The sequence below is a fragment of the Aeromonas dhakensis genome (genome assembly GCF_000820305.1).
GTDB classification, from domain to species: Bacteria; Pseudomonadota; Gammaproteobacteria; order Enterobacterales; family Aeromonadaceae; genus Aeromonas; species Aeromonas dhakensis.
Genome location: NZ_CDBH01000035.1, coordinates 14,128 through 37,884, shown reverse-complemented (window position 1 = coordinate 37,884; position 23,757 = coordinate 14,128). Strand labels below are relative to the sequence as shown.

General features: G+C 55.8%; 27 protein-coding genes. 10 read left to right on the top strand and 17 right to left on the bottom strand.

All coding sequences use genetic code 11. The features are described 5' to 3' along the window. Positions 1–40: 40 nt before the first annotated feature. Entirely contained in the window at positions 41–619 is a 579-nt protein-coding gene (gene nfuA / locus BN1143_RS08870) for a Fe-S biogenesis protein NfuA (RefSeq protein WP_005307891.1), read from the bottom strand. Positions 620–699: 80 nt separating this feature from the next. Further along, the gene (locus tag BN1143_RS08865; protein WP_042050318.1) at positions 700–1,437 is read right to left on the bottom strand and encodes a ComF family protein; all 738 of its coding nucleotides are present in this window, start codon (positions 1,435–1,437) and stop codon (positions 700–702) included. A 37-nt stretch (positions 1,438–1,474) separates the two neighbouring features. Between BN1143_RS08865 and bioH the strand changes: the two genes are divergently transcribed. From bioH to BN1143_RS08835, 6 genes are all read left to right on the top strand, one after another. Beyond that, positions 1,475–2,239 (top strand): pimeloyl-ACP methyl ester esterase BioH, encoded by a 765-nt coding sequence (bioH, locus tag BN1143_RS08860; RefSeq protein ID WP_042050317.1) that lies wholly within the window; start codon positions 1,475–1,477, stop codon positions 2,237–2,239. Positions 2,240–2,310: 71 nt separating this feature from the next. Further along, positions 2,311–2,544: a flagellar basal body rod C-terminal domain-containing protein gene (locus BN1143_RS08855; RefSeq protein WP_005307918.1), complete on the top strand. Its 234-nt coding sequence runs from the start codon at positions 2,311–2,313 to the stop codon at positions 2,542–2,544. A 1-nt stretch (position 2,545) separates the two neighbouring features. Further along, on the top strand, positions 2,546–3,343 hold the full coding sequence (locus BN1143_RS08850; protein WP_042050316.1) for a putative metalloprotease CJM1_0395 family protein: 798 nt from the start codon (positions 2,546–2,548) through the stop codon (positions 3,341–3,343). A gap of 89 nt (positions 3,344–3,432) precedes the next feature. Next, positions 3,433–3,711, top strand: coding sequence for a hypothetical protein (locus BN1143_RS08845; protein ID WP_005307922.1), 279 nt, complete (start codon positions 3,433–3,435; stop codon positions 3,709–3,711). Positions 3,712–3,975: 264 nt separating this feature from the next. After that, the gene (locus tag BN1143_RS22930; RefSeq protein WP_042050315.1) at positions 3,976–4,407 is read left to right on the top strand and encodes a type II toxin-antitoxin system PemK/MazF family toxin; all 432 of its coding nucleotides are present in this window, start codon (positions 3,976–3,978) and stop codon (positions 4,405–4,407) included. Between the two features lie 415 nt (positions 4,408–4,822). Further along, a complete protein-coding gene (locus BN1143_RS08835; protein ID WP_042050314.1) occupies positions 4,823–5,233 on the top strand; it encodes an H-NS family histone-like protein in 411 nt (136 codons plus the stop codon). A 701-nt stretch (positions 5,234–5,934) separates the two neighbouring features. On the opposite strand, the gene BN1143_RS22360 is transcribed toward BN1143_RS08835, so the two are convergent. The 12 genes from BN1143_RS22360 to BN1143_RS08790 form a co-directional block, all read right to left on the bottom strand. Then, the gene (locus BN1143_RS22360) at positions 5,935–6,735 is read right to left on the bottom strand and encodes an HNH endonuclease family protein (RefSeq protein ID WP_156141293.1); all 801 of its coding nucleotides are present in this window, start codon (positions 6,733–6,735) and stop codon (positions 5,935–5,937) included. Then, complete coding sequence (gene ptuA / locus BN1143_RS21875; protein WP_082038494.1) at positions 6,713–8,356, bottom strand: retron Ec78 anti-phage system effector ATPase PtuA; 1,644 nt, start codon at positions 8,354–8,356, stop codon at positions 6,713–6,715. The genes BN1143_RS22360 and ptuA overlap by 23 nt, the downstream gene beginning before the upstream one ends. A gap of 10 nt (positions 8,357–8,366) precedes the next feature. Continuing rightward, positions 8,367–9,299: a retron St85 family RNA-directed DNA polymerase gene (locus tag BN1143_RS21870; RefSeq protein ID WP_082038493.1), complete on the bottom strand. Its 933-nt coding sequence runs from the start codon at positions 9,297–9,299 to the stop codon at positions 8,367–8,369. Between the two features lie 172 nt (positions 9,300–9,471). Then, entirely contained in the window at positions 9,472–11,541 is a 2,070-nt protein-coding gene (locus BN1143_RS08830) for a replication endonuclease (RefSeq protein ID WP_197069858.1), read from the bottom strand. A 245-nt stretch (positions 11,542–11,786) separates the two neighbouring features. Beyond that, positions 11,787–12,050, bottom strand: a complete 264-nt coding sequence (locus BN1143_RS08825) for a hypothetical protein (RefSeq protein WP_042050313.1) — start codon at positions 12,048–12,050, stop codon at positions 11,787–11,789. Between the two features lie 225 nt (positions 12,051–12,275). Continuing rightward, on the bottom strand, positions 12,276–13,001 hold the full coding sequence (locus BN1143_RS08820) for a hypothetical protein (protein WP_042050312.1): 726 nt from the start codon (positions 12,999–13,001) through the stop codon (positions 12,276–12,278). A gap of 5 nt (positions 13,002–13,006) precedes the next feature. Then, positions 13,007–13,975: a P2 family phage major capsid protein gene (locus tag BN1143_RS08815; RefSeq protein WP_042050311.1), complete on the bottom strand. Its 969-nt coding sequence runs from the start codon at positions 13,973–13,975 to the stop codon at positions 13,007–13,009. A gap of 14 nt (positions 13,976–13,989) precedes the next feature. Continuing rightward, entirely contained in the window at positions 13,990–14,550 is a 561-nt protein-coding gene (locus BN1143_RS08810) for a GPO family capsid scaffolding protein (RefSeq protein WP_052444029.1), read from the bottom strand. After that, positions 14,547–14,876: an ogr/Delta-like zinc finger family protein gene (locus BN1143_RS08805; RefSeq protein ID WP_082038491.1), complete on the bottom strand. Its 330-nt coding sequence runs from the start codon at positions 14,874–14,876 to the stop codon at positions 14,547–14,549. Before BN1143_RS08805 ends, BN1143_RS08810 begins: the two co-directional genes overlap by 4 nt. After that, positions 14,858–15,070 carry a hypothetical protein gene (locus tag BN1143_RS08800; RefSeq protein ID WP_042050310.1) on the bottom strand — a complete coding sequence of 71 codons (213 nt, stop codon included), beginning with the start codon at positions 15,068–15,070 and terminating at the stop codon, positions 14,858–14,860. The genes BN1143_RS08805 and BN1143_RS08800 overlap by 19 nt, the downstream gene beginning before the upstream one ends. Then, on the bottom strand, positions 15,070–15,309 hold the full coding sequence (locus tag BN1143_RS08795) for a hypothetical protein (RefSeq protein WP_042050309.1): 240 nt from the start codon (positions 15,307–15,309) through the stop codon (positions 15,070–15,072). Before BN1143_RS08795 ends, BN1143_RS08800 begins: the two co-directional genes overlap by 1 nt. Continuing rightward, positions 15,306–15,635 (bottom strand): Cox family DNA-binding protein, encoded by a 330-nt coding sequence (locus BN1143_RS08790; RefSeq protein ID WP_080722503.1) that lies wholly within the window; start codon positions 15,633–15,635, stop codon positions 15,306–15,308. Before BN1143_RS08790 ends, BN1143_RS08795 begins: the two co-directional genes overlap by 4 nt. A 117-nt stretch (positions 15,636–15,752) precedes the next feature. On the opposite strand from BN1143_RS08790, the gene BN1143_RS08785 reads away from it, so the two are divergent. After that, a complete protein-coding gene (locus BN1143_RS08785; protein WP_029305005.1) occupies positions 15,753–16,052 on the top strand; it encodes a helix-turn-helix domain-containing protein in 300 nt (99 codons plus the stop codon). 66 nt (positions 16,053–16,118) lie between these two features. Then, a complete protein-coding gene (locus BN1143_RS08780; protein ID WP_042050308.1) occupies positions 16,119–17,105 on the top strand; it encodes a phage integrase in 987 nt (328 codons plus the stop codon). A 140-nt stretch (positions 17,106–17,245) separates the two neighbouring features. Here the strand turns inward: BN1143_RS08780 and BN1143_RS08775 are convergent, their stop codons facing one another. After that, positions 17,246–19,555 carry a Tex family protein gene (locus tag BN1143_RS08775; RefSeq protein WP_042050307.1) on the bottom strand — a complete coding sequence of 770 codons (2,310 nt, stop codon included), beginning with the start codon at positions 19,553–19,555 and terminating at the stop codon, positions 17,246–17,248. Between the two features lie 279 nt (positions 19,556–19,834). Then, positions 19,835–20,308, bottom strand: coding sequence for a transcription elongation factor GreB (gene greB / locus BN1143_RS08770; RefSeq protein ID WP_042050306.1), 474 nt, complete (start codon positions 20,306–20,308; stop codon positions 19,835–19,837). A 225-nt stretch (positions 20,309–20,533) separates the two neighbouring features. On the opposite strand from greB, the gene ompR reads away from it, so the two are divergent. Further along, entirely contained in the window at positions 20,534–21,253 is a 720-nt protein-coding gene (ompR, locus tag BN1143_RS08765; protein WP_005307934.1) for an osmolarity response regulator transcription factor OmpR, read from the top strand. Then, positions 21,250–22,560 (top strand): two-component system sensor histidine kinase EnvZ, encoded by a 1,311-nt coding sequence (gene envZ / locus BN1143_RS08760; RefSeq protein WP_010635419.1) that lies wholly within the window; start codon positions 21,250–21,252, stop codon positions 22,558–22,560. The genes ompR and envZ overlap by 4 nt, the downstream gene beginning before the upstream one ends. A 37-nt stretch (positions 22,561–22,597) precedes the next feature. Here the strand turns inward: envZ and BN1143_RS08755 are convergent, their stop codons facing one another. Continuing rightward, positions 22,598–23,512 (bottom strand): DMT family transporter, encoded by a 915-nt coding sequence (locus tag BN1143_RS08755; protein ID WP_017785388.1) that lies wholly within the window; start codon positions 23,510–23,512, stop codon positions 22,598–22,600. Positions 23,513–23,757 lie beyond the last annotated feature (245 nt).

Genomic DNA, 23,757 nt, shown 5'->3' with positions numbered 1-23,757 from the left:
CCTTTTCTTTGCAGCATGTCTTTACCACAAGGACAGCAAATCAGTAGTAGGAGTGATCGCCGCGCTGGTGCTCGGTGGCATCCTTGACGCCGTTGAGCTCGCCCGGGAACTTCTCCAGCAGCTGCTTCTCGATCCCCTCTTTCAGGGTGTAATCGACCATGGAGCAACCGTTGCAACCACCGCCGAACTGCAGGATGGCCAGCTTGTCCTCGGTCAGTTCGACCAGGGTGACCTTGCCGCCGTGACCGGCCAGCATGGGGTTCACCTCGGACATCAACACGTACTCGATACGGTCGATCAGCGGGGCGTCGTCGGCCACTTTGCGCATCTTGGCGTTCGGGGCTTTCAGGGTGAGCTGGGAGCCCATCTGATCGGTGACGAAGTCGATGGTGGCATCCACCAGGAAGGGGGCGCTCAAGGGATCGACCATGCAGTCGAAGCCGCTGAAGGGCAGGTGTTGATCTTCCGGATCGACCGCGTCGGGTGGGCAATATGATACGCCGCACTCGGCATTCTGGGTTCCCGGATTGACCACAAACACCCGGATATTGGTGCCATCAGGCTGTTTTTCCAGCAATTTACGGAAATGGGCCTGGGCGGTGTCGGAAATGCTGATCATCACTATCCTCATAAACCTGAGTGTACGACTAGGGTATTCATGATAACTCTGTTGGCAAGGCTTGGGTAGCGTGCCGTTGGCTACTTGAGGTGCTTGAGGTGCTTGAGGGTACGACAGATGGCCCACACTTCCACCTTTGTGACTCCGCTCTCATGCAGTAGGCGGGTGAGGTGGCCGGCGGTGGCGCCCGTGGTGACCACATCATCGAGCAGCGCCACGTGCTGATAATCATGGGGGCGGATCTGGAAGGCGCCGCGCAGATTGCGCCGCCGTTGGCCCGCACTCAACTTGGTCTGCTGCGGCGTTGCCCTGACCCGGCGCAGCAGCCGATTATCGCAGGGGATGCCGGTCAGCTCGCCGAGGGCGCGGGCTATCTCTTCTGCTTGGTTGAAGCCACGCCACCACTGGCGCCACCAGTGCAGGGGGACCGGAATGATGGCCTGTGGCGGCTCGCGGCAATCCAGATGATCCGCCAGCACCCTGGCGAGCAGAGGGGCCAGCAGGATCTGGCCGGAATACTTCAGCCGTGGGATCAGCATGGGGTAGGGTGGCCGGTAGTCACCTATGACCTGCAGTCGCTCCCAGGGCGGCGGCCTGCGCTGGCAGCGACCGCAGATTGGCTCACGCGCTTCATCCAGTGCCGGCAAGGGGGCAGCACACAAGCGGCAGGTGTGGTCAGCCTGCAACAGGGCCTGTCGACACCAGCTGCACAATAGGGGATCAACATCGCAAGGTTGCTGGCAGAGCAGGCAACTGCCCTGCCAGTCGGCATGACTGCCGAGGATCGGACTTGCTTTGGCGAGCAGCAGCTTTAACATGCTGACCCCAACAGAGTGAACAGGATCTTGAGTCTAGATGAGCGTATCGGTAGAGCGGTTTGGTCAGGGGCCCGATCTGGTGCTGTTGCACGGATGGGGGATGAATGGCGCGGTCTGGCACGGCATTGTGCCGGCCCTGGCGGCTCGCTATCGCGTCCATCTGGTGGATCTGCCCGGCTTTGGCAACAGCCCGCTGGCGGGTGAGGCCGAGTACAGTCTGCCCTGGCTGGCGGAACAGGTTGCTGCCATCCTGCCGGAGCAGTGCCATTTGTTGGGTTGGTCCCTCGGTGGTCTGGTGGCAAGCCAATTGGCCTTGAACCATCCCGAGCGACTGCACTCTCTCATCACTGTGGCCAGCTCACCCTGTTTCATGGCCCAGGGCGAGTGGCCGGGGATCGCCCCCAAGGTGCTGACCGGGTTCAACCAGATGTTGGCGGGGGACTTCAAGCAGACCATCGAACGTTTCCTGGCGATCCAGGCCATGGGTAGCGAACACGCCAGAGATGACATCCGTCAGCTGCGCCACTGGCTGGCGGAGCGGCCCGCCCCACAGCTGGCCGCGCTGGAGGCGGGGCTCGGTTTGCTGGCCGATGTCGATCTGCGCGATGAGCTGGCGCAGTTGAACCTGCCCTGGCTGCGGGTATACGGTCGGCTGGATTCGCTGGTGCCCAAAGCCTCCATTCCTCTGCTGGACGAGCGCTACCCGGCCAGCCGCAGTGTGGTGCTGGAAAAGGCCTCACACGCGCCCTTTATTTCTCATCCACAGCAGTTCATTGAAATCATTGAACATTTTGTAGGTTGAAAAATAGCCAGTTTGCTTCATTAATCCTCTGGGGTGACGGATAATTAATCCAGTGTCAGAGGAGAATTGTCATGCGTATAGATTCTGCATTGAACAGCGGTGTACAGGGGTTCCAGCGTGCGGAGCAGATCGCCGACAAGGCATCCAATCAGATCGCCAGGCTCAACACCCCGAGCGGTGACAAGGTGCAGTTGCCCGAGGAACTGGTGAACCTCAAGAGTGCCGAGGTGCAGGCCGGTGCCTCCGCCAAGGTGATCCAGACCGCCAGCGACATGATGGGAACCCTGATCGACATCCGGGTGTGACATGAACATCAATGTCAGTCTGCCGACCATCATTCCCAACCAGCTGCAACCGCAGACGGAATCGGCACGCACTGACAATCGCCGCGCAGCCCTCATCCCCCAGAGCCGCCAGACCGAGGCCTTCAATGCCGAGCCCGAGGTCGGCTCCCAGAAAGACAAATCCAGATCCACTCAGGCCAACGCCAATCAGACCTCCCAGCAGGCACGGGAGGGCTCCCAGACCGGCAACCCGCAGGCTACCGTCGACAACCGTTTCGTCGAGGCCACCGGTGAAGACGGCCAGCGCAACAAGCAGCAGGATCCCAAACAACAAGAACAGCAGCAGAAACAGGAGCTGCAGGTCAAGGAGCTGGCAGACAGGGATCAGGAGGTGCGAACCCACGAGCAGGCGCATCAGAGCACTGGCGGTCAGTATGCCGGCAGCCCGACCTACCAGTTTGCCATGGGGCCGGATGGCAAGCGCTATGCCACCGGTGGCGGCGTTTCCATCGACATCAGCGTCATTCCCGGCGACCCCAGGGCCACCATCGCCAAGATGCAGCAAGTACGTGCCGCCGCACTGGCGCCGGCACAACCCTCCTCCCAGGACCTGAGTGTGGCAAGGAGTGCCGCGGCCAAGGAGGCACAGGCCCGCAAGGCGCTGATCTCTGCCGATCCAGGCTCCACCTTGAAGGCCGATGGTAGTGCCAAGACCGGGGTGTTGAATGGCTACATGGAGCAGCGCAACCAGGTCATTGCCCAGCGCTATCAGCAGGCGGTCAAGCCAGCGACTCCGCAGAGCTTCAACCTGAGCGTCTGAGCCTGGCAATTCCCCCCTGTTTTTCCCCCGCACACGACTATTTGCAACTACTCTGAGGGGTAATCCCATCCACACTCACAGGAGTCGTCATGCACTTTGATGAAGTCAAACCGGAAGATTTTGCCACCTTCTCCCGTGTCCCTCCGCCGCACCTCCAGATGGAGCAGTTTTTGATGCAGCTCGGTGGAGGCGGTACCGAAGGCACCCACTTCAAGAAAAAGGTGATGCTGGCGGCAGGGTGGAGTCATACCGGCGTCGTCTCTTATGGCAAATATCCACAAGAGGCCTGCAAGGCATTCAACCGGCTGCGGGAGGTGCTGGCGGCCCATCAGGAGGCTGACGCTATTCTGAGCGCACTGGCCGAGTGAGGCGGCAGCACCACCGGCACAAAAAAGCCCCTCGCGGGACTTTGAGAAAGTTATATAAGCCACTGAAACAAAAGGAATTGTTTCTATCAGTGTCCACACGCTGACCACATCGAGAGAAAAATCAAAGCCCCGCATTGCCGGGGCTTTTCATATGTGGCGGGTCTTGCATATTGTGTATTTCAATATGGTGAATGCCATGCGTGCGATTACTTTAATATCGCTGTATTATCAACTGATTAGCCACTATTAACTGAGTTATTTCTTGTGCCCATAACCTTGCATCCTAAAGCTGGTCAGCTACTGCTATGTGATTTTGAGCCTGGGTTTAAAGAACCTGAAATGACGAAGTCATCCCGTCCTGTCATTGTTTTGCATGCGAAACATGGATTAGTGACGGTGGTTGCTTGTAGCACAGTGCCACCTGATAAGCCCCAAACGCATCACTATAAGTTACCAAAACAGTCTATGCCCAAAACCAAACACTTCATGGGAAAGGAGAGTTGGGTTAAGGGCGATATGGTTTATACCGTTGGTTTTCATAGGCTTAATCTAGTTTTGCTCGGGCGAGGGGGTGAGGGGAAGAGGCTCTACTTTACCGATGTGCTTGGCCGAGGACAGATGGATCAGATTCGTCAGTGTGTCCTACATGGGATTGGAATGGGATTCTTGGCCCAGCACTTAGTTGGCGATGACTAAGCTCCATTCGCCCCTCTTGATATTGTCTCATGGTGAGACTATTATCTCCCCGTCTCCTGCGAGTTCTTATGAACTACGACAGGCCTCGAGACTACTCTAAGGTGCGTCCATTGTAGCCAGCTCGGCATAAGGCGATAACAAGCCCCGCCGAAGCTGTGTGAGCCCCCTCAATGGGGGCTTTTGTTTTTCTACTTTCCTCACTTTTATACAGCCCCTACCTGTAATGCTGCCGCGCTACGCTTGCCACCCAGTGGAATGGGCAAGATGAGCAAACATTATCTTGCTCATTCCCCAGGGCTGTTAACTATTATTTCTACCAATTATCCGAGTGACATTTATATTTTCTTTCCAGTTCCTTGTGATATCTTTATTCTGAAATTACTTACAGCCTTTATCAGTCATTTATGGGGACTCCATGACCGAATTTCTTAAAACACTTCTGAATATCCGTAGTCTTCGTGTAGCTCTGCGTGAACTGTCATTTGAACAGTTGGAAGAAGCTAAAGAAAAGTTTGAGCAGGTTTATACAGAGCGCTTTGAATCCGCCGAAAAAGAACGTGCAGAGCAAGCAGAGCATCAGCGTAAACTGGCTGAGTTCTCTGAGATGCTGAAACAAGCTGGCGTAGATCCCCGCGACCTGGTGGGCAGCGCTGCCTCTACCGTTTCAACCAATGCCAGCAATAAGACTAAGCGAGCCCCGCGCCCAGCTAAATACAAGTATCAAGAAGATGGTCAGGAAAAAACCTGGACTGGCCAGGGCCGTATGCCGAAGGCAATCGCCGAACTCATCGAACAAGGCAAGAGCCTTGATGACTTCCTGATTTAACATCATGGTCTTGTCAAATGCCGCCTACGGGCGGCTTTTTTATGTCTCCCACACACCTAACTGACAGGCTATCAACTGGCGATATAAAGTTTCACTCGCGAAATTTTCAGGCCGTGCAAAAATCATCCTAACATATTGATTATTATTGGTTTTTATTTAAAGCGAAGAGGTCATACAAGGTTGCCGGCTTGCTGATAAAATTACACGGAAAATCGAATTAATCATTTATTTTCAATGGCATATGATTTTCATCATCAGGTGCGTTGTGAATTTTTGAGCTAAAAACGATCACAAAATGAAGGTTTGTGAAATTCTGTTTTTCCCCCAAGACCCCAGTAATGACGCGCCCTGGATGAGGGATTGTCATCATAAACAAATTTCACAAAACGCAAGATTTTTAGTGCGGAGGTGGGGGGGGAGGAGTGCGGATTCCGTGACGTAACTTTGTCCGTGGTTCCTTTTGTCGGCGGATAGGAGCATTCTCACCAATGGACATGAAATGTTAGTCGCCCCATTCAGAAGACTGTTGAACAACCTTACAGGAGGCTCTTGATGGTAGTGTTATCGCTATTCTAAATCTTCAAGCAGCCTTAAGTATTTCTGTGAGTCTTGTCGTGCTGTGCAAGCGTTTAGTCCGCTCGATCGCCTCACTCTAGACTCACAGCACTTACCAGGCGTATATAAGTTATATATGATTCTCATCACCCGTTATATTCAAATTGTTCTAAATACTTTTCTGCCATATCCCCAAGAAGAGTTCTCCGGGTGGTAAAGAATGATGGCCAAGGGGGGGACAACCAATGCTTTAATATATTTTCATGGAATTCTTCATCATTATCGTCTTTAGCCTTTTTAAGAAGTTGCATATAATGAAAAAAAACAGATTTCCTTTTCTGTACCAATCGATCGCAATTAAGGTTGAAAGCAATTATAGTTTCCTCAATTAAACGTGCCACTGAATCGTAATTATTTTTTATAGGGGTGTATGTTTCACAAAATGGAGTGTTCGGAATTAGTTCTCCAGTCGCTTTATCAAATTTTATCAACAAGGTTGACGTTAGCTCCAAGGGGTTTAAATACCATCCCTCACAGATTAACGGCAATTTCTTTTTCTGTTCTAAGTGAGCCTTGTGAGTATCACAGCTTAAATTTTCTAATCGCTGCTTTTTAGTTAACCCCTCTGTATGGTCTGGAGAACCAGAGCAAACACCAAGTAAGTTGTTCCAATCTAAATTCCAGTTTTTAGTTACATCACTTTCATCAGATTTAGAATGATAATGTTCAACTTTTATTTTGTGAGTGTAACCACTATCAATAAGGGTTTTAAGTGACTCTTCGCAATAAGCACATGCTAGACCCTGGTCATTGAAAATCTGCATGCGTGTTTGAGAGAACACCTGTCCTCCATCATTGTTTCTGAACTCATCCCATTTTGACTGTGGGTTAGCTAGACGATAAGTATTGAAAAATACAGGTTCATTACTTTTTATTGTCTTTTTCAAGCTGCATCTCCCATGTTCTTGTTTCAATGTATAGATCTACAGCATCAAGAGCTGGATCCTCTTTACCATATGATACATCAAGGTCTTTTCTTAACTTTGTGGCATCAGGTGTCATCCATTTATCGTTGTATACAAGCTTTTCATATTTTCTAAGAAGAACTGTAATTTCATCGTTTTTGGGACGGTTATCAACCTGAAAAATACGTTTTAATACTCTTGAACTTTCGGCCCCTTTACTACCAACCGGAGGTGCTATTATTTCACCATCATCAAGAATAAAGAGATCATTATGGTGGACAGTGGAAACAACAATTGGACTATGAGTTGTGATTATAAACTGAATGTTTTTAAATGTTTTTTGTAGATTTGATATTACGGCCTGCTGCCATTTTGGGTGTAAATGAAGATCAATTTCATCAATGAGGACAATTCCATTGCCATCTAATGGGTTTTGGAGAGATGGATTCAAAATAACAAGTCGCCTTGCTATATCTCCCACGAGAGCTAATAAGCTTTTCTCACCTTGAGACAATTGTGAAATGCTTAAACTGACCCCCTCTTTATCAATCAACATATCAAGGTCAGGCCATCTAGTTACTCTTAAATTGCTAAAGCTAGGCATAAAGGCATAGATCGCGTGAGTAACAAACTCAAGCACCCTGGATAAATCAGAGTCTTTTTTTGTCAACTTTGATTTTATTTTCTCTTCTCTTTCATTTATGTAGCTTTCTAGCATAAATTTAACTGAGTCATCTGTCTCCGCTTTTTCTCTTAATAGTTTAACTAATGGGCCGTTTAATTCATTTTTTAGTGAAGTAATCTCTGCCTCTAGTAACTGTGGGTTCTGACCCATTTCATTAGAGATATCATCAAAGTGTTTGAACCATACCATGAATAAATCGAAACTATTTTTGGCTGTCAATGAATGTTCATAACCATCAATTTTTTCCCACGAGGGCTTTTTTGTTATATTTATAAAGTTTTTTTCAACATCCGCTTTAGACAATTCTATAGAGCGTTCAACGGGGTAATACGCAATTAAAGGCATATTGAATTCGCTATCTATCTCATTGAGATATCTATATATAGAACTCAAACTTTTAACTGACATATAGTTGCCTGAAAGTTTATTAGATGCCGCTTTTTTTGACGTTATTAGCTGGATGTTAAAAATACTCTCTTTATTTAGAGACAGCGTTGATGTGAGTGAGCTATGAGTGACACTCTCGCTCGTATTAATTTCGTTCAATTCAATTGAACTACCCCTGGTATTATCTGAAATTATATTTTTAATCAGCCAACTAAGTGATTTTGATATAGCTTCAAGGACAGTGGATTTCCCTGACCCATTATTTCCTACAAACACAGATAGGTTGCTTTTTGATAGCCTAATTTCTAGAGTTGAAAAGCCTTTGAAACCACTTATTATTAATTTATCAAAATGCAGTTTTGCAGTTTTACTGTGCTTTTTTAAAAGTTCATGATATTCATGCTTTAATTTATTGGCAGATTCATTGTCACTTTCATCTTCATAGCGCTTTACTAATTGAAAAGTTGATGCCACGTTACCTTTAATAGCTTTGCTTCTTAGTGCTCTAGAGGCGCTTGTTTCTTTTTTCACAGATTCTCACCTATACGTAATGAATAAGCTTTTGCACGAGTTCGCTTGAATATTTTTTTTCTGCTCTGTGCATCAGAGACTTATCAATGTAGCAACTAAAAGAGAATTGTCCCTTTAGATGTAAAATATCATCATGCTCCAAGAGATTTAGCGAATACTGATGCAATAAGTGATAAATGTATCTTTTTTTCTCCCTCCCTAGGGAGGGTATGCCTTCATTAGTGATTGTTATACCAGTTATATGCCTATTATGTGCTTTCGATGAGAATATAGTTTTCCCATCATTTATTAACATGGCATTACCGAAATGCATGATTATCTCATTTTTAATCTTTTCAGGAACAGTAAACAAAATATTCTTCTTCCTGGTGGAAAATGTAATGTCATCTGCATATCTGGTATATGTTATGTCGTTTTTAACACACCACTCAGATATAGAACAGTCAAAGTTATACATCACGGAGTTTGATATCAGTGGTGATGTCGGTGCCCCCACACTAAGAATTAACTTGCCATCATTTTTTTTGCTTCTATTCCAGAAGATTAACTTTTCAAAAATATCGGCGTCCTTTCTCGTTAGAGATAAAAACTTATTTCCAACTTGTTTCCAAAAAACATCAGGAGTTATTCTGTTAAAAAAATCATGGAAGTCCATTTTTAATAAATATGGGTTTTTCGCGTGACGAAGGGCGTTCTTTTTTATGTCAAGGCCATTTCGGTATGCAAAGGCGCTACTATGAACAGGAAGGATGTTCTTAATTAAATCGTTAAGGGTGCGCTGGTATTTTTTAAGCTCTTTGGATGGGTGCGCTATGATTCTATAGCCTGAGTTGCGCTTTGGAATACTATAAATACGATATTTATTAGGCGCTAACGTACAAAAATCCTGTAGTGTAGACTTGTTTATTTTGAGACTAGAACTCAAAGCATCTATTAAATCCACACCTATCCTCCTTAAAATTAAGGCCCTAGGAGCAATGCTCTTAGGGCCTGTTTAGGCTCTTTACTAAAGGAAGCGAAAGACTCGCATTCCTAGTGCAGCGAAGCGGAAATAGGAATGCGAGTCTTTCGCAACCTAATCTGCTCAATAAATTAGAGTCTGGCTAATCACCCGACTAGACAATGTGTCCAACACTAAAGAGCATCTTGAGTTTATTGTAACTCCTAGTAACCTTCAACTTTTTCAACAGCGTCGTGATAACGGGCCTGGTGCGATCTTGGGGGGGCGGATTATTCTTATGGATCGTACAGTTATTGCCAGAGCTCCAAGGAGCGCAGCTGACGCCGCTTAAGGGCACCTCGCTGCGCTCGCCAAACCCGGCCTCGCTTTGCTCGCTCAACACTTCCTCTGTGCTCTCTGCTGGCGTGTCGGCCACCTTGCGACGTAGCACCCAGCCATCAAGACGGGTTCGCTTAACGGCATGGCCAGCGGCCACACCCACGAGCCGGGTTACGTCTTCACCGTACTTATTCTTGGCAAGGTCAATCAGGTGGTGCAGCCGCACCGGTCGCGCATCCCGTGGGCACACAGGGCCGCCCATGGAATAGGTAAACTCCTTCCAGTTCGCCGCGTCCGCATAACGGCGACACTCCTCCATGATCTCGCTCTCAAGCGGGGCCACCGTGCGGCCTTCCTTCTCTTGCACTCGCCCAGGTAGTCGCCGCAGCTCCCGCCATACGCTCACAGACGGCCCGCCCAGCTGTTGAAACTGCCGTAGCCCCCAAAGGGAGGCCCACGCCCTGACGCGCCGCGCGCCTTCACTGGCGGCGGTTTCTGCCTCTAGGTCGCCTTCGTCCCCAATTTGGTGACCGTCTATGTTCTTGGCGATGTATTTGACGATGTAGCCCACGGCCCCGCCTTTGGCTGGATCCATCACCTTCCAGTCAAAGCGAGGGGTGATGTCGCTATAGGGCCGCTTGCTCACCGGATGGCGCTTGCGCTCCAGGTCGCCTAGGTCATGGCTCAGGGCGTAGCGTTGCATGGTGCTTATCAGCTCATGCTGCTGGGCCGGATTGACGAACAGCAGCAGATGCCAGTGAGGGGTGCCGTCGTGGTGGGGCTCGACTACCCGAAAGCCGAAATACTCGATACCACGGCGGGCGAGGGCGGCGCGGCAGCGCTTCCAGAGGGTGCCTAGATAGGTGTTGGTGTCGCGGGGCGTGTGACCCTGATATTTGGGATTTTCGGTGGTGCGGACGGGTTGGCCATATCCCTGGGGGGTTGTCTTCCATGGGTGATATTGGCTCGGGGCTGTCCAGGTGAAGAACAGACCCACATAGCCCATTTCGTCCGCCGCATCGGAGAAGCCCCGCGCCCTCACCACCAGTTCATCACGGCGGTTTGACGGGTTGGCCATCGAGCTGGCCACCGCATCGGCCAGCGAGATAGCGATGTCGTGCTCTTCGTTGTAGGCCTCCATGCTCTTTAACCACTGTTCGGCGGCGAGCTGGCGCTCATTGAAGGCCCGCAAGGCGTAGCTGGACACATAGGGCGAGACACCGCGCCGCACCTTGCCAAGCAAGATGGCGCAGTGTTCCCGGTATTGCTCCCAAAGCTTGCGTAGTTTGCGCACCCACCATTGCGGGTCAAGCCAGCGGATAAGGTGGGCAGCAATGAAGGTATCGCGGGCCTCGGTGCCTTTGAAGCGGGGCAGGGTGGGCAGGAAGCCCCAAGGCTTGAGCGGTTGGCCACAGACGCGCCAGAGGTAGGTGGCGGGAACGGTGCTGGCATGGCCATTCGTGGCGGCATCCAGCAGGCGCTGGACGCGCTCCACGTAGTTCATGGCCAGCTGTTCGCGGTGCTCTTTGTGCTGCAAGAGCTCCAACGGCTCGGGGAGGTCGGCTTGCACCTGCCGGAACACTTTGACCCGGTCGGATAACCACATATTGGCATCCTTGCAGGCACACCCTTTTAAGATGGCCGGCACTCGGCGCACACAGTAGCCGGTGAACAGCTCGCCGATAAGCTCGTCGGGGAGTTGTACTGACCCACCCTTACCGCGCTTGACGGAGAACATCAGCAGGTCTAGCGCCCAATCAAGGTCATAGGCGCTTGGGGGGCCGATGAAGTAGGAGCGAATGACCTCCTCACTGGCTGGGGTGTTGTGGCTGCGCTGGTGAAGGGGCTTGCTGGCTTCGTCGAGCGGGTAGAACGGCAGGCGGTGCAAGCGCAGGATGTGGGTCATCTTGGTCACCCGTGCCCGCAATGTGGCGGCGTTGGGTTGACGGCGGGGATGGCCTTTGGTGCTGGCACGCGTTAAGGCGTGGTGTGCGTCATCACCTGGCTGGGGGGCTGGCGCGTGGAGCAAGGTCGCGCGAACCGCCCGGCACCGGCGCAAGATGGCCCGGCACTCGGCCTTAATATGCACGCCTCTGGTTCTGCGCAGGATACGAAAGCCGACCAAGCGAGACTGCAAACGCTTAAGGGCGTTCATTGCGAAACCACGATGCATATCCGCATCAGGCGAGCATGTGCATGGCGCAAGGTGGTGCGGGCCTGCCTGCACTGGCGCAGCAGCACCTGCACTTGGCCTCTGTCACGTAGGCCCCTGACGCGTCGCCGGATACGCAGCACGGCAAGGCGTGATTGCAGGGTATAGAGGCGTTGATGGTCTTGGCGCAGGGACTCACCCCAGAATGCGGACAAAACGAGTCCCTCCGCTTGCTGGGCGGCATTGAATTTGATACTGTTCATGGGTCTTCTCTATCGTGCGAGATGGATGGACACTGAGGGGAACCGGTCAGGGTTCCCTTCTTCATTTCTGGCGTTCTGCCTCTACTTCTCTCTCCTTTCCCTTATTTGCCTCTCCCGTCCGGCCATTTGTCCGGCACGGTCGGCTTTGCTACTCTGCGCCCGCTCGCTCTGTTGTGATAAGCGTGTGGGCACTGAGGGGAGCCGTTATCGGCACCCCTCTTTCCGTTACTCGCTTTGCTCTTGGCGCAAGATGTAGCGCTTGCCTGGACTGTCACACAGCGCGAGCAAGTCGCTTGCCCGTGGGCGGGTGAGGGGGCTCAGTGCATCGCGAGCGTCGGGGTGGTCGCCATCCAGTGGGGCGGCCTCACCGTTCATGGCCTCTTTGAGGGCGCGGGCCAATTCGTTTTGCGCCCAGCTCAGCGCCCCTTTCTGCCCCATGATGCAGGCCTTGGCGCGGGTCAGGGCGGCCAGCGCTGCCAACTGCTGCGCAAGGGGTTTCAAGGTCAGGGGGGCCACCTTGTGGTCAAGGAAGCTTTCATAGCACCCGGCCACGATGCTCTGCGCGTTGTTCACCGCCAGCTGCGCCTGATAGAACGGCAGCGCCAGCCGCCGCTCTTGGCGCTCAGACAGGGCCAGCGCTTCTTTGGCATCGCTAAGCAGTTCACTGAGTTCGCGATACTCTCGCGCCGAGTCCAACGAAGTGGCCCCGCCCATCAGCTGATTAATCCGCCCTTGGCGCAGCTCTTCCAGGCGAGCCTTGGCGGGTGGAATACGTTCTTGCAGGTGCTTGCGCTGCTCACGCAGGGTCATGACTTCATCATCGAGCGCCATCAGCTTGGCGCGCTCATTCACAAACTGGGCGATGTGGTCATCCAGTCGGCTGGCTTTGGTGGGAATAGATGCCATCGGGGCGGCGGTAGTGGTCACAACTTGCAAGGTGGATTGCGACATCTTGATTACTCCTCGGTAGTGGCCAGGGTGATGGCATCAAAGGCGGCATAGGCGGTCGGCTCGCCCAAGCCATAAGCTTGCGCCCGGTTGTAGCGCACTCCCCATGCGGCGTCGTCGCTGAGGTCGCTGATGCTCAGGCGGTGGGAATGGTTGACGGTGAGCACCTGCAAGTTTTCCGTGAAGGTGAGCGCAAGATAGGTGCCCGGCATGTGCTGGCTGGTCAGGGTGGGCAGGTCGGCAATCTTCATGCGCTGCTGCTTATCGCGCACGGCGCCGGGTTTCAGATAGGCTTGCTTGTGGGCGCGCAGCAGGTCACAACCGACCAGCACGCGCAAACGGGGGTCGTTGCGGTAGGCCTCTGGCAGCAGCGCAACCAACTCATACACCATCGTATCGAGGTCGGCATAATCGCCGCCACCAGTGGTATCGAACACCACCGCCCGGTTGAGTACCCGTTTCCCCTCTGGGTCAGCCGCTTTGGCCAGTGCTGGCCAGCCCGGCGCTACATCTTCGCCGTTGGGGTGGGCGAGCGGGTCGGTATTGGTGGCGGCACGTTGCCCGCGAAAGCCCACCCGCAAGATGTCATCCCCAAAGGCCGCAAGGGCTAACCCCTCCAGTAGCTTGTTGGTTTGCTGCTGGTCCATCCCTGCCAGCAGTTGCGCTAACTCCTGCCATGTCCAAATAACGCTGCTGTCGAAGTCTTGATAATCATGGCGCTGCTTGGTCGGAGTGGCCGGGACAAGGAAACGCCCTTGCGCTTTGCGCCCGGTACGCAGCTTGGCCTTGATGGGGTCAAACAGGGGGGCATTGGGGTCGTCGACACCCAAGACGGTCAGCAGGCTAAGAAAGGGAGTCGCTTGCACAATGGCGGCGCTCAGGGCGCTGCTGGTGCTGGGGTCCAGGGTGCCAAAACAGGCTTGGGGGACGGGAACAAAGCTCATGCGCATATCGCGCAGCAGGTCAGAAATCAGCATGGGGGGACGGCTCCTTAACATGCTCGGGAGGGGGCGCCGGTGGTGACGCGGTCGAGGGTTTGTTGCATGCGGTCAAGGTCGCGGGCCAAGCGCATCGCGTGGTCTTGCAGGGTGCTAAATTGTTGGGGGGTAAGCTGGCTTGGCGCCGTCCAGCGGTGAGACTGGCCGATAAGCGGTCGAGCTTGGCTGAACTTGAGGCGGGTAACGCCCGTGCTGGCGGGTTCATCCGTGACGCCCAGCGCCCCCAGATACCATTTGCCCGTACCAGCAAAGTCCGGCTTGGGCTCGATAGAGCAAAATTGCAGACGCCCGTTGGCGTTGAGTTCTATCAGTTCCAGCGTGGGGCAGAGCACGGCAAACAACTTGAGGGTGCCTTGCTGGGTATCCACCTTGAGCGCCTCCACATGCCCGACCGGGCGGCTACGGCCATGCTCTGGCCACAGGCAAGCGGTATAGAAATCGGGGTCATAGCTCTCGGCCATCTGGTGCAACCACTCGGGCGCTATCTCTTGGCCATCAACGGTCGGCCCCGCCGACGCGATGCAGACCCAGCCAGTTTTAACGGGGGTAGTCATAGTGCTCTCCTGACGGTCACCACGGGCTTTTGCCGCTCGATTTCGGCTTCGGCATCGAGCACCTTTTGCCGCTCGATGACGGACTCATGTAACTTGCGGTGTTCTTCTGGTGAGAGGCCACGGGACAGGCTCGCCACCATTTCGCCGCACTGTTTGGCGGAAGGGGTCAAGGTGTGGCTAAAGGACAGGGTGGACACCCAGGTATGCCCACACATCGGATCCATGCACTGGCAATAGAGGTTCGCCACCTCTGCGCTCATGCGATAGGTTTTCTGGATACGGCCCTTGCCGCCGCACTCGGTGCACATCACTCGCTGAGCGCGCATACGGCCCCCTGATGATGTGGGTTGATGGGATGGGGTAAGCGCTGCCAGAGGGCACCCCAAGCGATAGCGTTGGGCCGCTCAAGGGCGGCGACATAGTCCGGCAGGTGGATGAAGCGTTGGCAGGCAGACCCCGCCAGCTTGCGGCGTTGGAGCCGCAGGTTGCGCAAGGCGCAGGGGATAGATAAGATGCTCATCAAATCATGCCCTCTAAAGCTGATTTGGAAACCCCGCTTGGTGTTGCAGCACCGTTAAGCGGGGTTTTTCTTTGCCCGTCAGTCAGGGCATGCAGCATGGCCAGCTTGCGCGACAGGCTGCGAGCGCCTTTATCTTGAGCCGCCCGTTGCTGGCGGCCCTTCACCTGCTGCACGGTCTCGCGCAGCAACTGCGCCCCCGCCATGTTCAAGGCGTCTTGTTCAGTCCATGTCTGGCTCATACCGGACACCCCAGCCCCAGCCAGGACAGCCAGCCGTCGCGGATTTCGCGGGGGCGGCTCTCGAAGGCCAGTTTCATTCCCTCGTTCCAGGCCGGAAGGTAGATCCAGTATTCGGCGGGGGCGGTTGGGTTGAGGGGGTTGCGCATCGGCACCACGGGCACCTTGCCCTTTTCAATCATTCCCCGGACTGCGCCCTTGGTCTTGCCAATCATCTTGGCGAACACCTCAACGGGCACGGCGTCAGAGGCGTTAATCATGGGTTCGAGCACCAGCGAGACACGTGGGTCTGTCTCGGTCGGCGGTTGGCTTTGGGTTGCTGTTGTCATCTGATATTCTCTCTCGTTGGCCCCAGTGGGGCTTAGTGCGCCATAGTGGATAATTTAACTACCACTAGATAGTCTGTTATCTACATCCAGATATAATGCTATGGAGATCTAATCACTATGTCAACGAGCATAAGTGAGAAACTTGTCTTGATCAGAAAGTCCGAATACATGACGAGGAAGCAGTTTTCAGAAGCGACAGGGGTTCCTGTTGGGACTCTTAATTACTACGAAACAGGGCGGTCAACGCCACCGACTGATGTGTCTATGAGGATTTTGAATATCCCTCAGTTCACGAAATACACGCTTTGGTTTATGACAGATAAGGTCGCACCTGAAGCCGGGCAAATAGCGCCGGTTCTCGCACACTTTGGGCAAGAGGAAGGGGACTCATCCCTCTCCGACCAGAAAATTGGTTAACCCTGCATGAGGCGTTTCTCGACGCCATAGAATCATCAGGATTGAGTTACATCGGAGGGCTTCGCTATGTCGATTAAGAAGCTCGATGATGGTCGTTATGAAGTGGACATTAGACCGACTGGGCGCTACGGAAAGCGTATCCGGCGGAAGTTTGCCAAGAAGCATGAAGCAACTGCTTTTGAGCGGTATGTTCTGGCAAACCAGCATGACAAAGCGTGGATAGAGAAACCGAAGGATGCTCGACCGTTGTCCGAGTTAATCCAGACCTGGTGGCTTTATCACGGGCAGAACATGAAGTGGGGGACGACGGCACGTCAAACCCTAGAGTTAGTTGAACGGCTAATGGGTAACCCTTGCGCTTTTCAAATTGATGACCGGGCGATTGCGGTGTTTCGGTCTCGATTGCTCAGCCAGGGTATCAAGGCTTCGACCGTGAACCGGCGTCTTATCACTTTGGGCGGGATGTTCACTTTCCTCATTGATGCCGGGATGTACCATGCCCCCCACCCATTGAGGGAAATGAAGAAACTCAGAGAGGCCCCCACCGCAATGAGTTATTTATCCCAGAACGAGATCACTGGGCTACTCAGCCGGTTAGAGGGTGATAACCGCAATCTGGCGGTGCTGTGTTTGAGCACAGGGGCTAGGTGGGGAGAAGCGGTCGCACTTAGGGCCGAACATGTCATCAATCAGCGGGTGATGTTTGTGGCCACCAAGAATGGAAAGACGCGAGTCGTGCCAATCTCGGCTGACGTGTCAGCACAGCTGGCTGATGGGAGGTCGGGGCGGTTATTCCCGAAGGTGGATTACTTGAAGGTGAGGCAGGTACTGAAAGAGGTGAAGCCAGACTTACCACAGGGTCAGGCGTCCCATGTATTGCGGCACACCTTCGCAACCCATTTCATGGCCAATGGCGGGAACATCATCACGCTACAGCGGATACTGGGCCATGCGAACATCCAGCAGACAATGACCTATGCGCACTTTGCGCCGGACTATCTGCAGGACGCTATCACCTTCAACCCGTTACGGGGAGGTGTTGGCATTGGGTGACCACCAGGTGTCCACATTTAGGGTCATTTTGCCTTGTGAGATAGGGGCATAATGGCCGCTAAGTGATTGATCCCCCGTGTAGCAGGTTGCTGCACGGGGTAGCAAAAAGCCCCTCGCGGGGCTTTTTGCATTCTGGGGACTTATTTCTTCAGTTTGGAGAGGGCGGCGGCGAAGGCGCTGCCCATGGCACCGTCGGTCGGGGTGCTCTGACGGGGGGCCTGTTTCGACTTGGCGTTGTTGCCGGTATGGCGCGGCTCGGCCGGCTTGCGCGCCGGCTGGCCGGCCTTCTCATCCAGACGCATGGTCAGGCTGATGCGCTTGCGCGGTACGTCCACCTCCAGCACCTTGACCCGGACGATGTCGCCGGCCTTGACCACCTCGCGAGGATCCTTGACGAAGCGATCGGTCAGGGAGGAGATGTGCACCAGGCCATCCTGATGGACGCCGATGTCGACGAAGGCGCCGAAGTTGGTGACGTTGGTGACCACCCCTTCCAGTACCATCTCGGGCACCAGATCGCTGATTTTCTCCACCCCTTCCTTGAAGGTGGCGGTTTTGAACTCGGGGCGCGGGTCACGGCCCGGCTTGTCCAGCTCGCCGATGATGTCGGTGACGGTGGGCACGCCAAACTGCTCGTCCGTGTAGTCGGCGGGTTTGAGGGTGCGCAGCAGGCTGCTGTTGCCTAGCAGGCTGTCCACGGTCTGCTCCAGTTTGGCGAGGATCCGCTCCACCACTGGGTAGGATTCCGGGTGTACCGCCGAGCCATCCAGCGGGTTGCTGCCGCCACGAATACGCAGGAAGCCGGCACACTGCTCAAATGCCTTGGGACCGAGCCGGCTCACCTTCAGCAGTTGCTGGCGGTGCTGGAAGGCGCCGTGTTCGTCGCGGTAGGCGACGATGTTCTGGGCCAGGGTCTGGGAGAGGCCGGAGACCCGGTTCAGCAGGGCGACCGAGGCGGTATTCACATCCACCCCCACCGCGTTCACGCAATCCTCGACCACCGCATCGAGCCGGCGGGCCAGCTGGCTCTGGCCGACGTCGTGCTGGTACTGGCCGACGCCGATGCTCTTGGGATCGATCTTGACCAGCTCGGCCAGCGGATCCTGCAGGCGGCGGGCGATGGAGACGGCGCCGCGCAGGGAGACGTCCAGATCCGGGAATTCCTGGGAGGCAAGCTCGGAAGCGGAGTAGACCGAGGCCCCAGCCTCGCTCACCACGATTTTCTGGGCTTTGGCGGCCGGGTAGCGCTCGAACAGGTCGCTCACCAGGCGGTCGGTCTCCCGTGAGGCAGTACCGTTGCCGATGCTGATGAGTTCGACCTTGTGCTTCTGGCACAGCTCGCTCAGGGTCTTGAGGCTCTGGTCAATCTGGCGCTTGGGTTCGAACGGATAGATGGTCGCGGTATCGACCAGCTTGCCGGTGGCATCCACCACGGCCACTTTGACCCCGGTGCGGATGCCGGGATCCAGCCCCATGGTGCAGCGCATGCCGGCCGGTGCCGCCATCAGCAGATCCTTGAGGTTCATGGCGAACACCTTGATCGCCTCCTCTTCTGCTGACTCGCGGATGCGGCCGATCAGCTCGGTCTCCATCTGCAGGGAGAGCTTGATCTTCCAGGTCCAGCTCACCACCCCCTGTAGCCACTTGTCGGCCGGGCGACTTTGCAGGTTGAGCCTGAGGTGATGGGCGATGATCCCCTCGCAGGGGCTGGCGCTCTCGTCGTCACCGGTGACCAGCGCCAGGTTGAGGATCCCCTCGTTGCGGCCGCGCAGCATGGCCAGCACCCGGTGGGAGGGGGCCTTGTGCAGCGGCTCGTCGTGCTCGAAGTAGTCCTTGAATTTGGCCCCTTCCTGCTCCTTGCTTGCCACCACGCTGGCGCGCAGGGTGGCGCTCTGCCACACATAGTCCCGCAGCTTCTCAAGGAGATCCGCCTGCTCGGCGAAGCGCTCCATCAGGATGTAGCGGGCACCGTCGAGGGCGGCCTTGTTATCGCTGATCCCCTGCTCGGCATTGAGGAAGCGGGCCGCCTCCTGTTCGGGATCTTTCATCGGGTCGCTCAGCAGCAGGTCGGCCAATGGCTCCAGCCCCGCCTCGATGGCCATCTGCCCCTTGGTGCGGCGCTTGGGTTTGTAGGGGAGGTAGAGGTCTTCCAGCCGGGTCTTACTGTCCGCCTCGCTCAGCTCGCGGGCCAGCTCGGGGGTCAGCTTGCCCTGCTCTTCGATGGAGCGCAGGATCACCTGGCGGCGATCCGCCAGTTCGCGCAGGTAACCGAGCCGGCTCTCCAGGGTGCGCAGCTGGCTGTCGTCCAGACCGCCAGTCACCTCTTTGCGGTAACGGGCGATGAAGGGGACGGTGGCTCCTTCGTCCAGCAGGCGAACGGCGGCCTGCACCTGTTCCGGGCGGGCATTCAGCTCACCGGCAATCTGATGTTCTATTACGTGGCTTTGCATCGAGGGTCTCTGTAGTCGGGTCCAGAACAACGGGCTGGCGCGAGGGCGATGTCGCCGGGCAAGAGGCTGTCAGGGCGGTACTCAAGGTATCAGCCAGGCCACTGCCGCGCGGGCCGGTTGGCGCCACAAGGCGCCGGGTGTGAGCACTATATGGGCTCGGGCAGCGGGATGCCAGCCCTGGTAGAGAGGGCGGTGTCCGCCCTGGATGAGAGGCGAAGCAAACCCATGCTGGCTGTGGTAGCCGGTTGGCAGGGCTGGTGGCTGTGGCGTGACAGCGGCTTATTTGGGATAGCTGATCTCATTGATGTACCAGCAGGCGTCACCGACTGGCGTACGCACTATGGCCTCGTCACCCACCTCTTTCTTGAGCAGGGCGCGGGCCATGGGGGAGTCGATGGAGATGTAATCCTTGCGCTCGAAGATTTCGTCATAGCCGACGATGCGAAAACGCTTGGTATCTCCCTCCTCGTTTTCCACCTCGACCCAGGCGCCGAAGAAGACCTTGCCCTCCTGGGCGGGGGAGTAGTCGACGATCCCCAGCTCCTCGAGGCACTTGCGCAGGTAACGGACCCGCCGATCGATCTCCCGCAGCCGCTTCTTGTTGTACTGGTAATCCGCATTCTCGCTGCGATCGCCGAGGCTGGCCGCCCAGGCCACTTTGCGGGTGGTCTCGGGGCGCTCCTCGCGCCAGAGGAGATCGAGCTCCTGCTTGAGCTTGTTGTAGCCTTCACGGGTGATCAACTTGGTCTTCATGGCGGGTCCCTGTGTCGATGGGGCGGATGAGCCTCTTATGGCTCGGCAGATCTTATCCGCTGTCGCCTTGCTGTCGAGCAAAAACTGGCAGGCCGGATGACGTTGTGGGCAGGGGAAAAGAGGCGTCATGCCAGCAGTACGGGCAATAACCGGTAACATATTTATGCTTTGCCGTTACGAGTCCGGGCTCTAGTATTGGCAGCATATCGAGAGGAGAGGCAAGCAATGAGTCAGCAATACAAGGTTCTGGTCGTCGACGATGATTTGAAATTACGTTCCCTGCTGGAGCGCTACCTGACCGAACAAGGGTTCGTGGTTCGGGGCGTCGCCAATGGCGAACAGGCCGACCGCCTGCTGACCCGAGAGAACTTCAGCCTGATGGTGCTCGACCTGATGCTGCCGGGGGAAGACGGCCTCTCCATCTGTCGCCGCCTGCGCGAAGCTGGCAACCAGATCCCGGTGCTGATGCTGACCGCCAAGGGGGATGAGGTGGACCGCATCGTCGGCCTCGAGATGGGAGCCGATGATTACCTGCCCAAGCCGTTCAACCCTCGTGAGCTGCTGGCCCGGATCCGGGCCGTGCTGCGCCGCCACACCGTCGAGTTGCCGGGCGCCCCCTCTACCGCCGAGAAGGTGGTGAGCTTTGGCAGCTATCAGCTCAACCTGGCAACCCGTGAGTTGAGTCGCGATGGCGATCCGGTGGCACTGACCAGCGGTGAGTTCGCCGTGCTCAAGGTACTGGTGAGCCATCCGCGCGAGCCTCTCTCCCGCGACAAGCTGATGAACCTGGCTCGTGGTCGCGAATATACTGCCACCGAGCGCAGCATCGACGTGCAGGTCTCCCGCCTGCGCCGCCTGCTGGAGCAGGACCCGGCGCAGCCCCGTTATCTGCAGACCGTCTGGGGTCTGGGCTATGTGTTCGTGCCGGACGGTGACGGCGAATGAAGAAAGTGAGCAGCATGTTCTCCCGCATGCTCTGGTTTTTGGCCGCCGTGCTGGTGGTCTATCAGTTTGTCTCCTATGCCACCTTCTACAACTATCTGCTGGCGCCGACCGTCAAGCAGATCAGCCACCTGCTGGCCAATCAGGTCAAGCTCATCTTCCCGGTCGAGAGCAACCAGCTGGCGCTCAGTGAAGATGCCGAGGCGCTGGTCTACGTGGCGACCGGCAGCGACATCTATACCCAGACCGAGGCGGAGCAGCACGGACTCAAGGAGTCCAAGCCCTACACCTATCTGGAAGAGAGCATCAGTCGCGAGTTGGGGGGAAAGACCAAGGTGCGGGTCGAGATCCAGGACCACTACATCATCTGGATCCAGCCGCCCCAGGCCAACAAGGTGTGGGTGCGCATCCCGCTGACCGAGATCGAGGATGATGACATCGAGCCGCTGATCCTCTACATGAGCGTGCTGCTGGTGGTGACCCTGTTCGCGGCCTGGCGCTTTGCCCGCCAGCTGGTGCGGCCGCTGGAGGAGCTGGAGGCGGGGGCCGTGGCGGTTGCCCGCGGCAACTTCCCCGATGCGCTGGGGGAGCAGGGCTCGCGGGAGGTACGCCGGCTGACCCGCACCTTCAACCACATGTCGAGTTCCATCAAGAGCCTTATCGAAGAGCGAAACATGATGATGGCGGGCGTTTCCCACGATCTGCGTACGCCGCTGACCCGTATCCGGCTGGCGACCGAGATGATGTCCTCAGGGGATGAGTATCTCAAGGAGAGCATCAACGCGGACATCGACGAATCGAACGGCATCATCGACCAGTTCATCGACTACATTCGCCCGGACGAGGGGCTGGATACCCAGCCGGTGGACCTGACCCAGCTGATCCACGATGTGCTGCTGGTGCAGACCGACCAGGGGCTGGAGGTGGAGCTCGAGCTGCCAGCCGAGGCGGTGCGGGTCGCCTGCAATCCCATCAGTATCCGGCGCATCCTCAACAACCTGTCGGGCAATTCGTTGCGCTACGGGGCGAGCCGGCTGCAGGCCGAGCTCAAGGATGACGGTCACTGGGTCCGGCTGCGCTTGTCGGATGACGGTCCCGGCATTCCGGAACAGGATTACTACCGGGTACTCAAGCCCTTCACCCAGGGCAACGAGGCGCGTACCGGCAGCGGCAGTGGGCTGGGGCTGGCCATCGTCGCCAAGATCGTCTCCCAGCATCACGGCACCATCAGGCTGGGGCGTGCCGAGCAGGGGGGCTTGCTGGTGGAGATCCGGCTGCCCAAGAACCAGCCGCTGGAGTGGATTGATTGAACGAAGGGCGCATCCATGGATGCGCCCTTCTGCATTGTCAGGCCTGCGGCTCGGTCGCCTTGCGGTAACGCTTGCCGTATTTCAGCTGCTGGATCAGCAGGGCGGCGACGATGAGCGCCAACCCGATGGGGGTGGCCGGGTGAATTGTCTCGCCGATCAACAGGTTGAGTAGCACCAGCGAGGCAAAGGGCGAGATGAAGATGAGGTTGCTGATGGGCGCCGTGTTGGTGGCGTGGCGCAGAGCCATCAGCCAGAGCACGAAGCCGAAGCCCATCTCGAACAGCCCGACATAGATGGCGCCGGCCCATCCCTGCCAGGCGGTCATGGCGAAATCGGAGAGCAGCCAGGTCGCCACGACAATGAACGGCAGGCTGATGATGAAGCCGAGCAGCAGGCTGACGATAGGATCCCCCTGATTGCGGGTGTTGAGGATCCAGTAGCCGGCCCAGATGAGGGTCGACACCAGCGCCAGCGTCACGCCGAGGGGGCTGTCGAACTGCAGACCGAACACATCCCCCTTGGTGGCGATCACCAGAGCACCGAAGTAGCCTAGCACGATGGCCACCCCGTCGCGGCGGCGCAGCTTCTGGCCGAGGAAGGGGACGGCCAGCAGACTGAGGGTGATGGCCCAGGTGTAGTTGAGGGTTTGCGCCTGCTGGGCGGGCAGCAGGTCATACGCCTTGAACAGCAGCAGGTAATAGAGGAAGGGGTTGAGCACTCCCAGCGCCAGGTAGTAGAGGGGGCGGCCCTTGATGTAGCTGAGCAGCAGCGGCAGCTTGCCCTGACAGGCCACGATCACCCCCAGCGTCAGGGTTGAGGTGCAGGCCGCGACCAGCAGCAGTTGTACCGGTTCGAAGTAGGTGAGGGAGATCTTGAAGGCGCTGGCCACCGTCGACCAGAGGGCGACGGCGCAGAGGCCATATTGATAGGCTTTTTTCTGATCTTTGAGCATGAGACGTCGTTCCAGTGATCAAGGCAGTGGCACAGTCTACCAGCCTGTTTGCAACATTGTCGTTACCCGCGCCGGGCGGGGGATCATGTGATGGCGGCAGAGATCCATCCGTCACATAAAATTGTGCACATTCTGTTCGCCTTCCCTTGCGCAAATTGAAAAAATCCGTATAATCCCCTCCGCTTACCCATGAGGTAAGCCAGACGATATGTCTGCTTGCTGAGTTTTTCGCTTGCGAAGGCCAG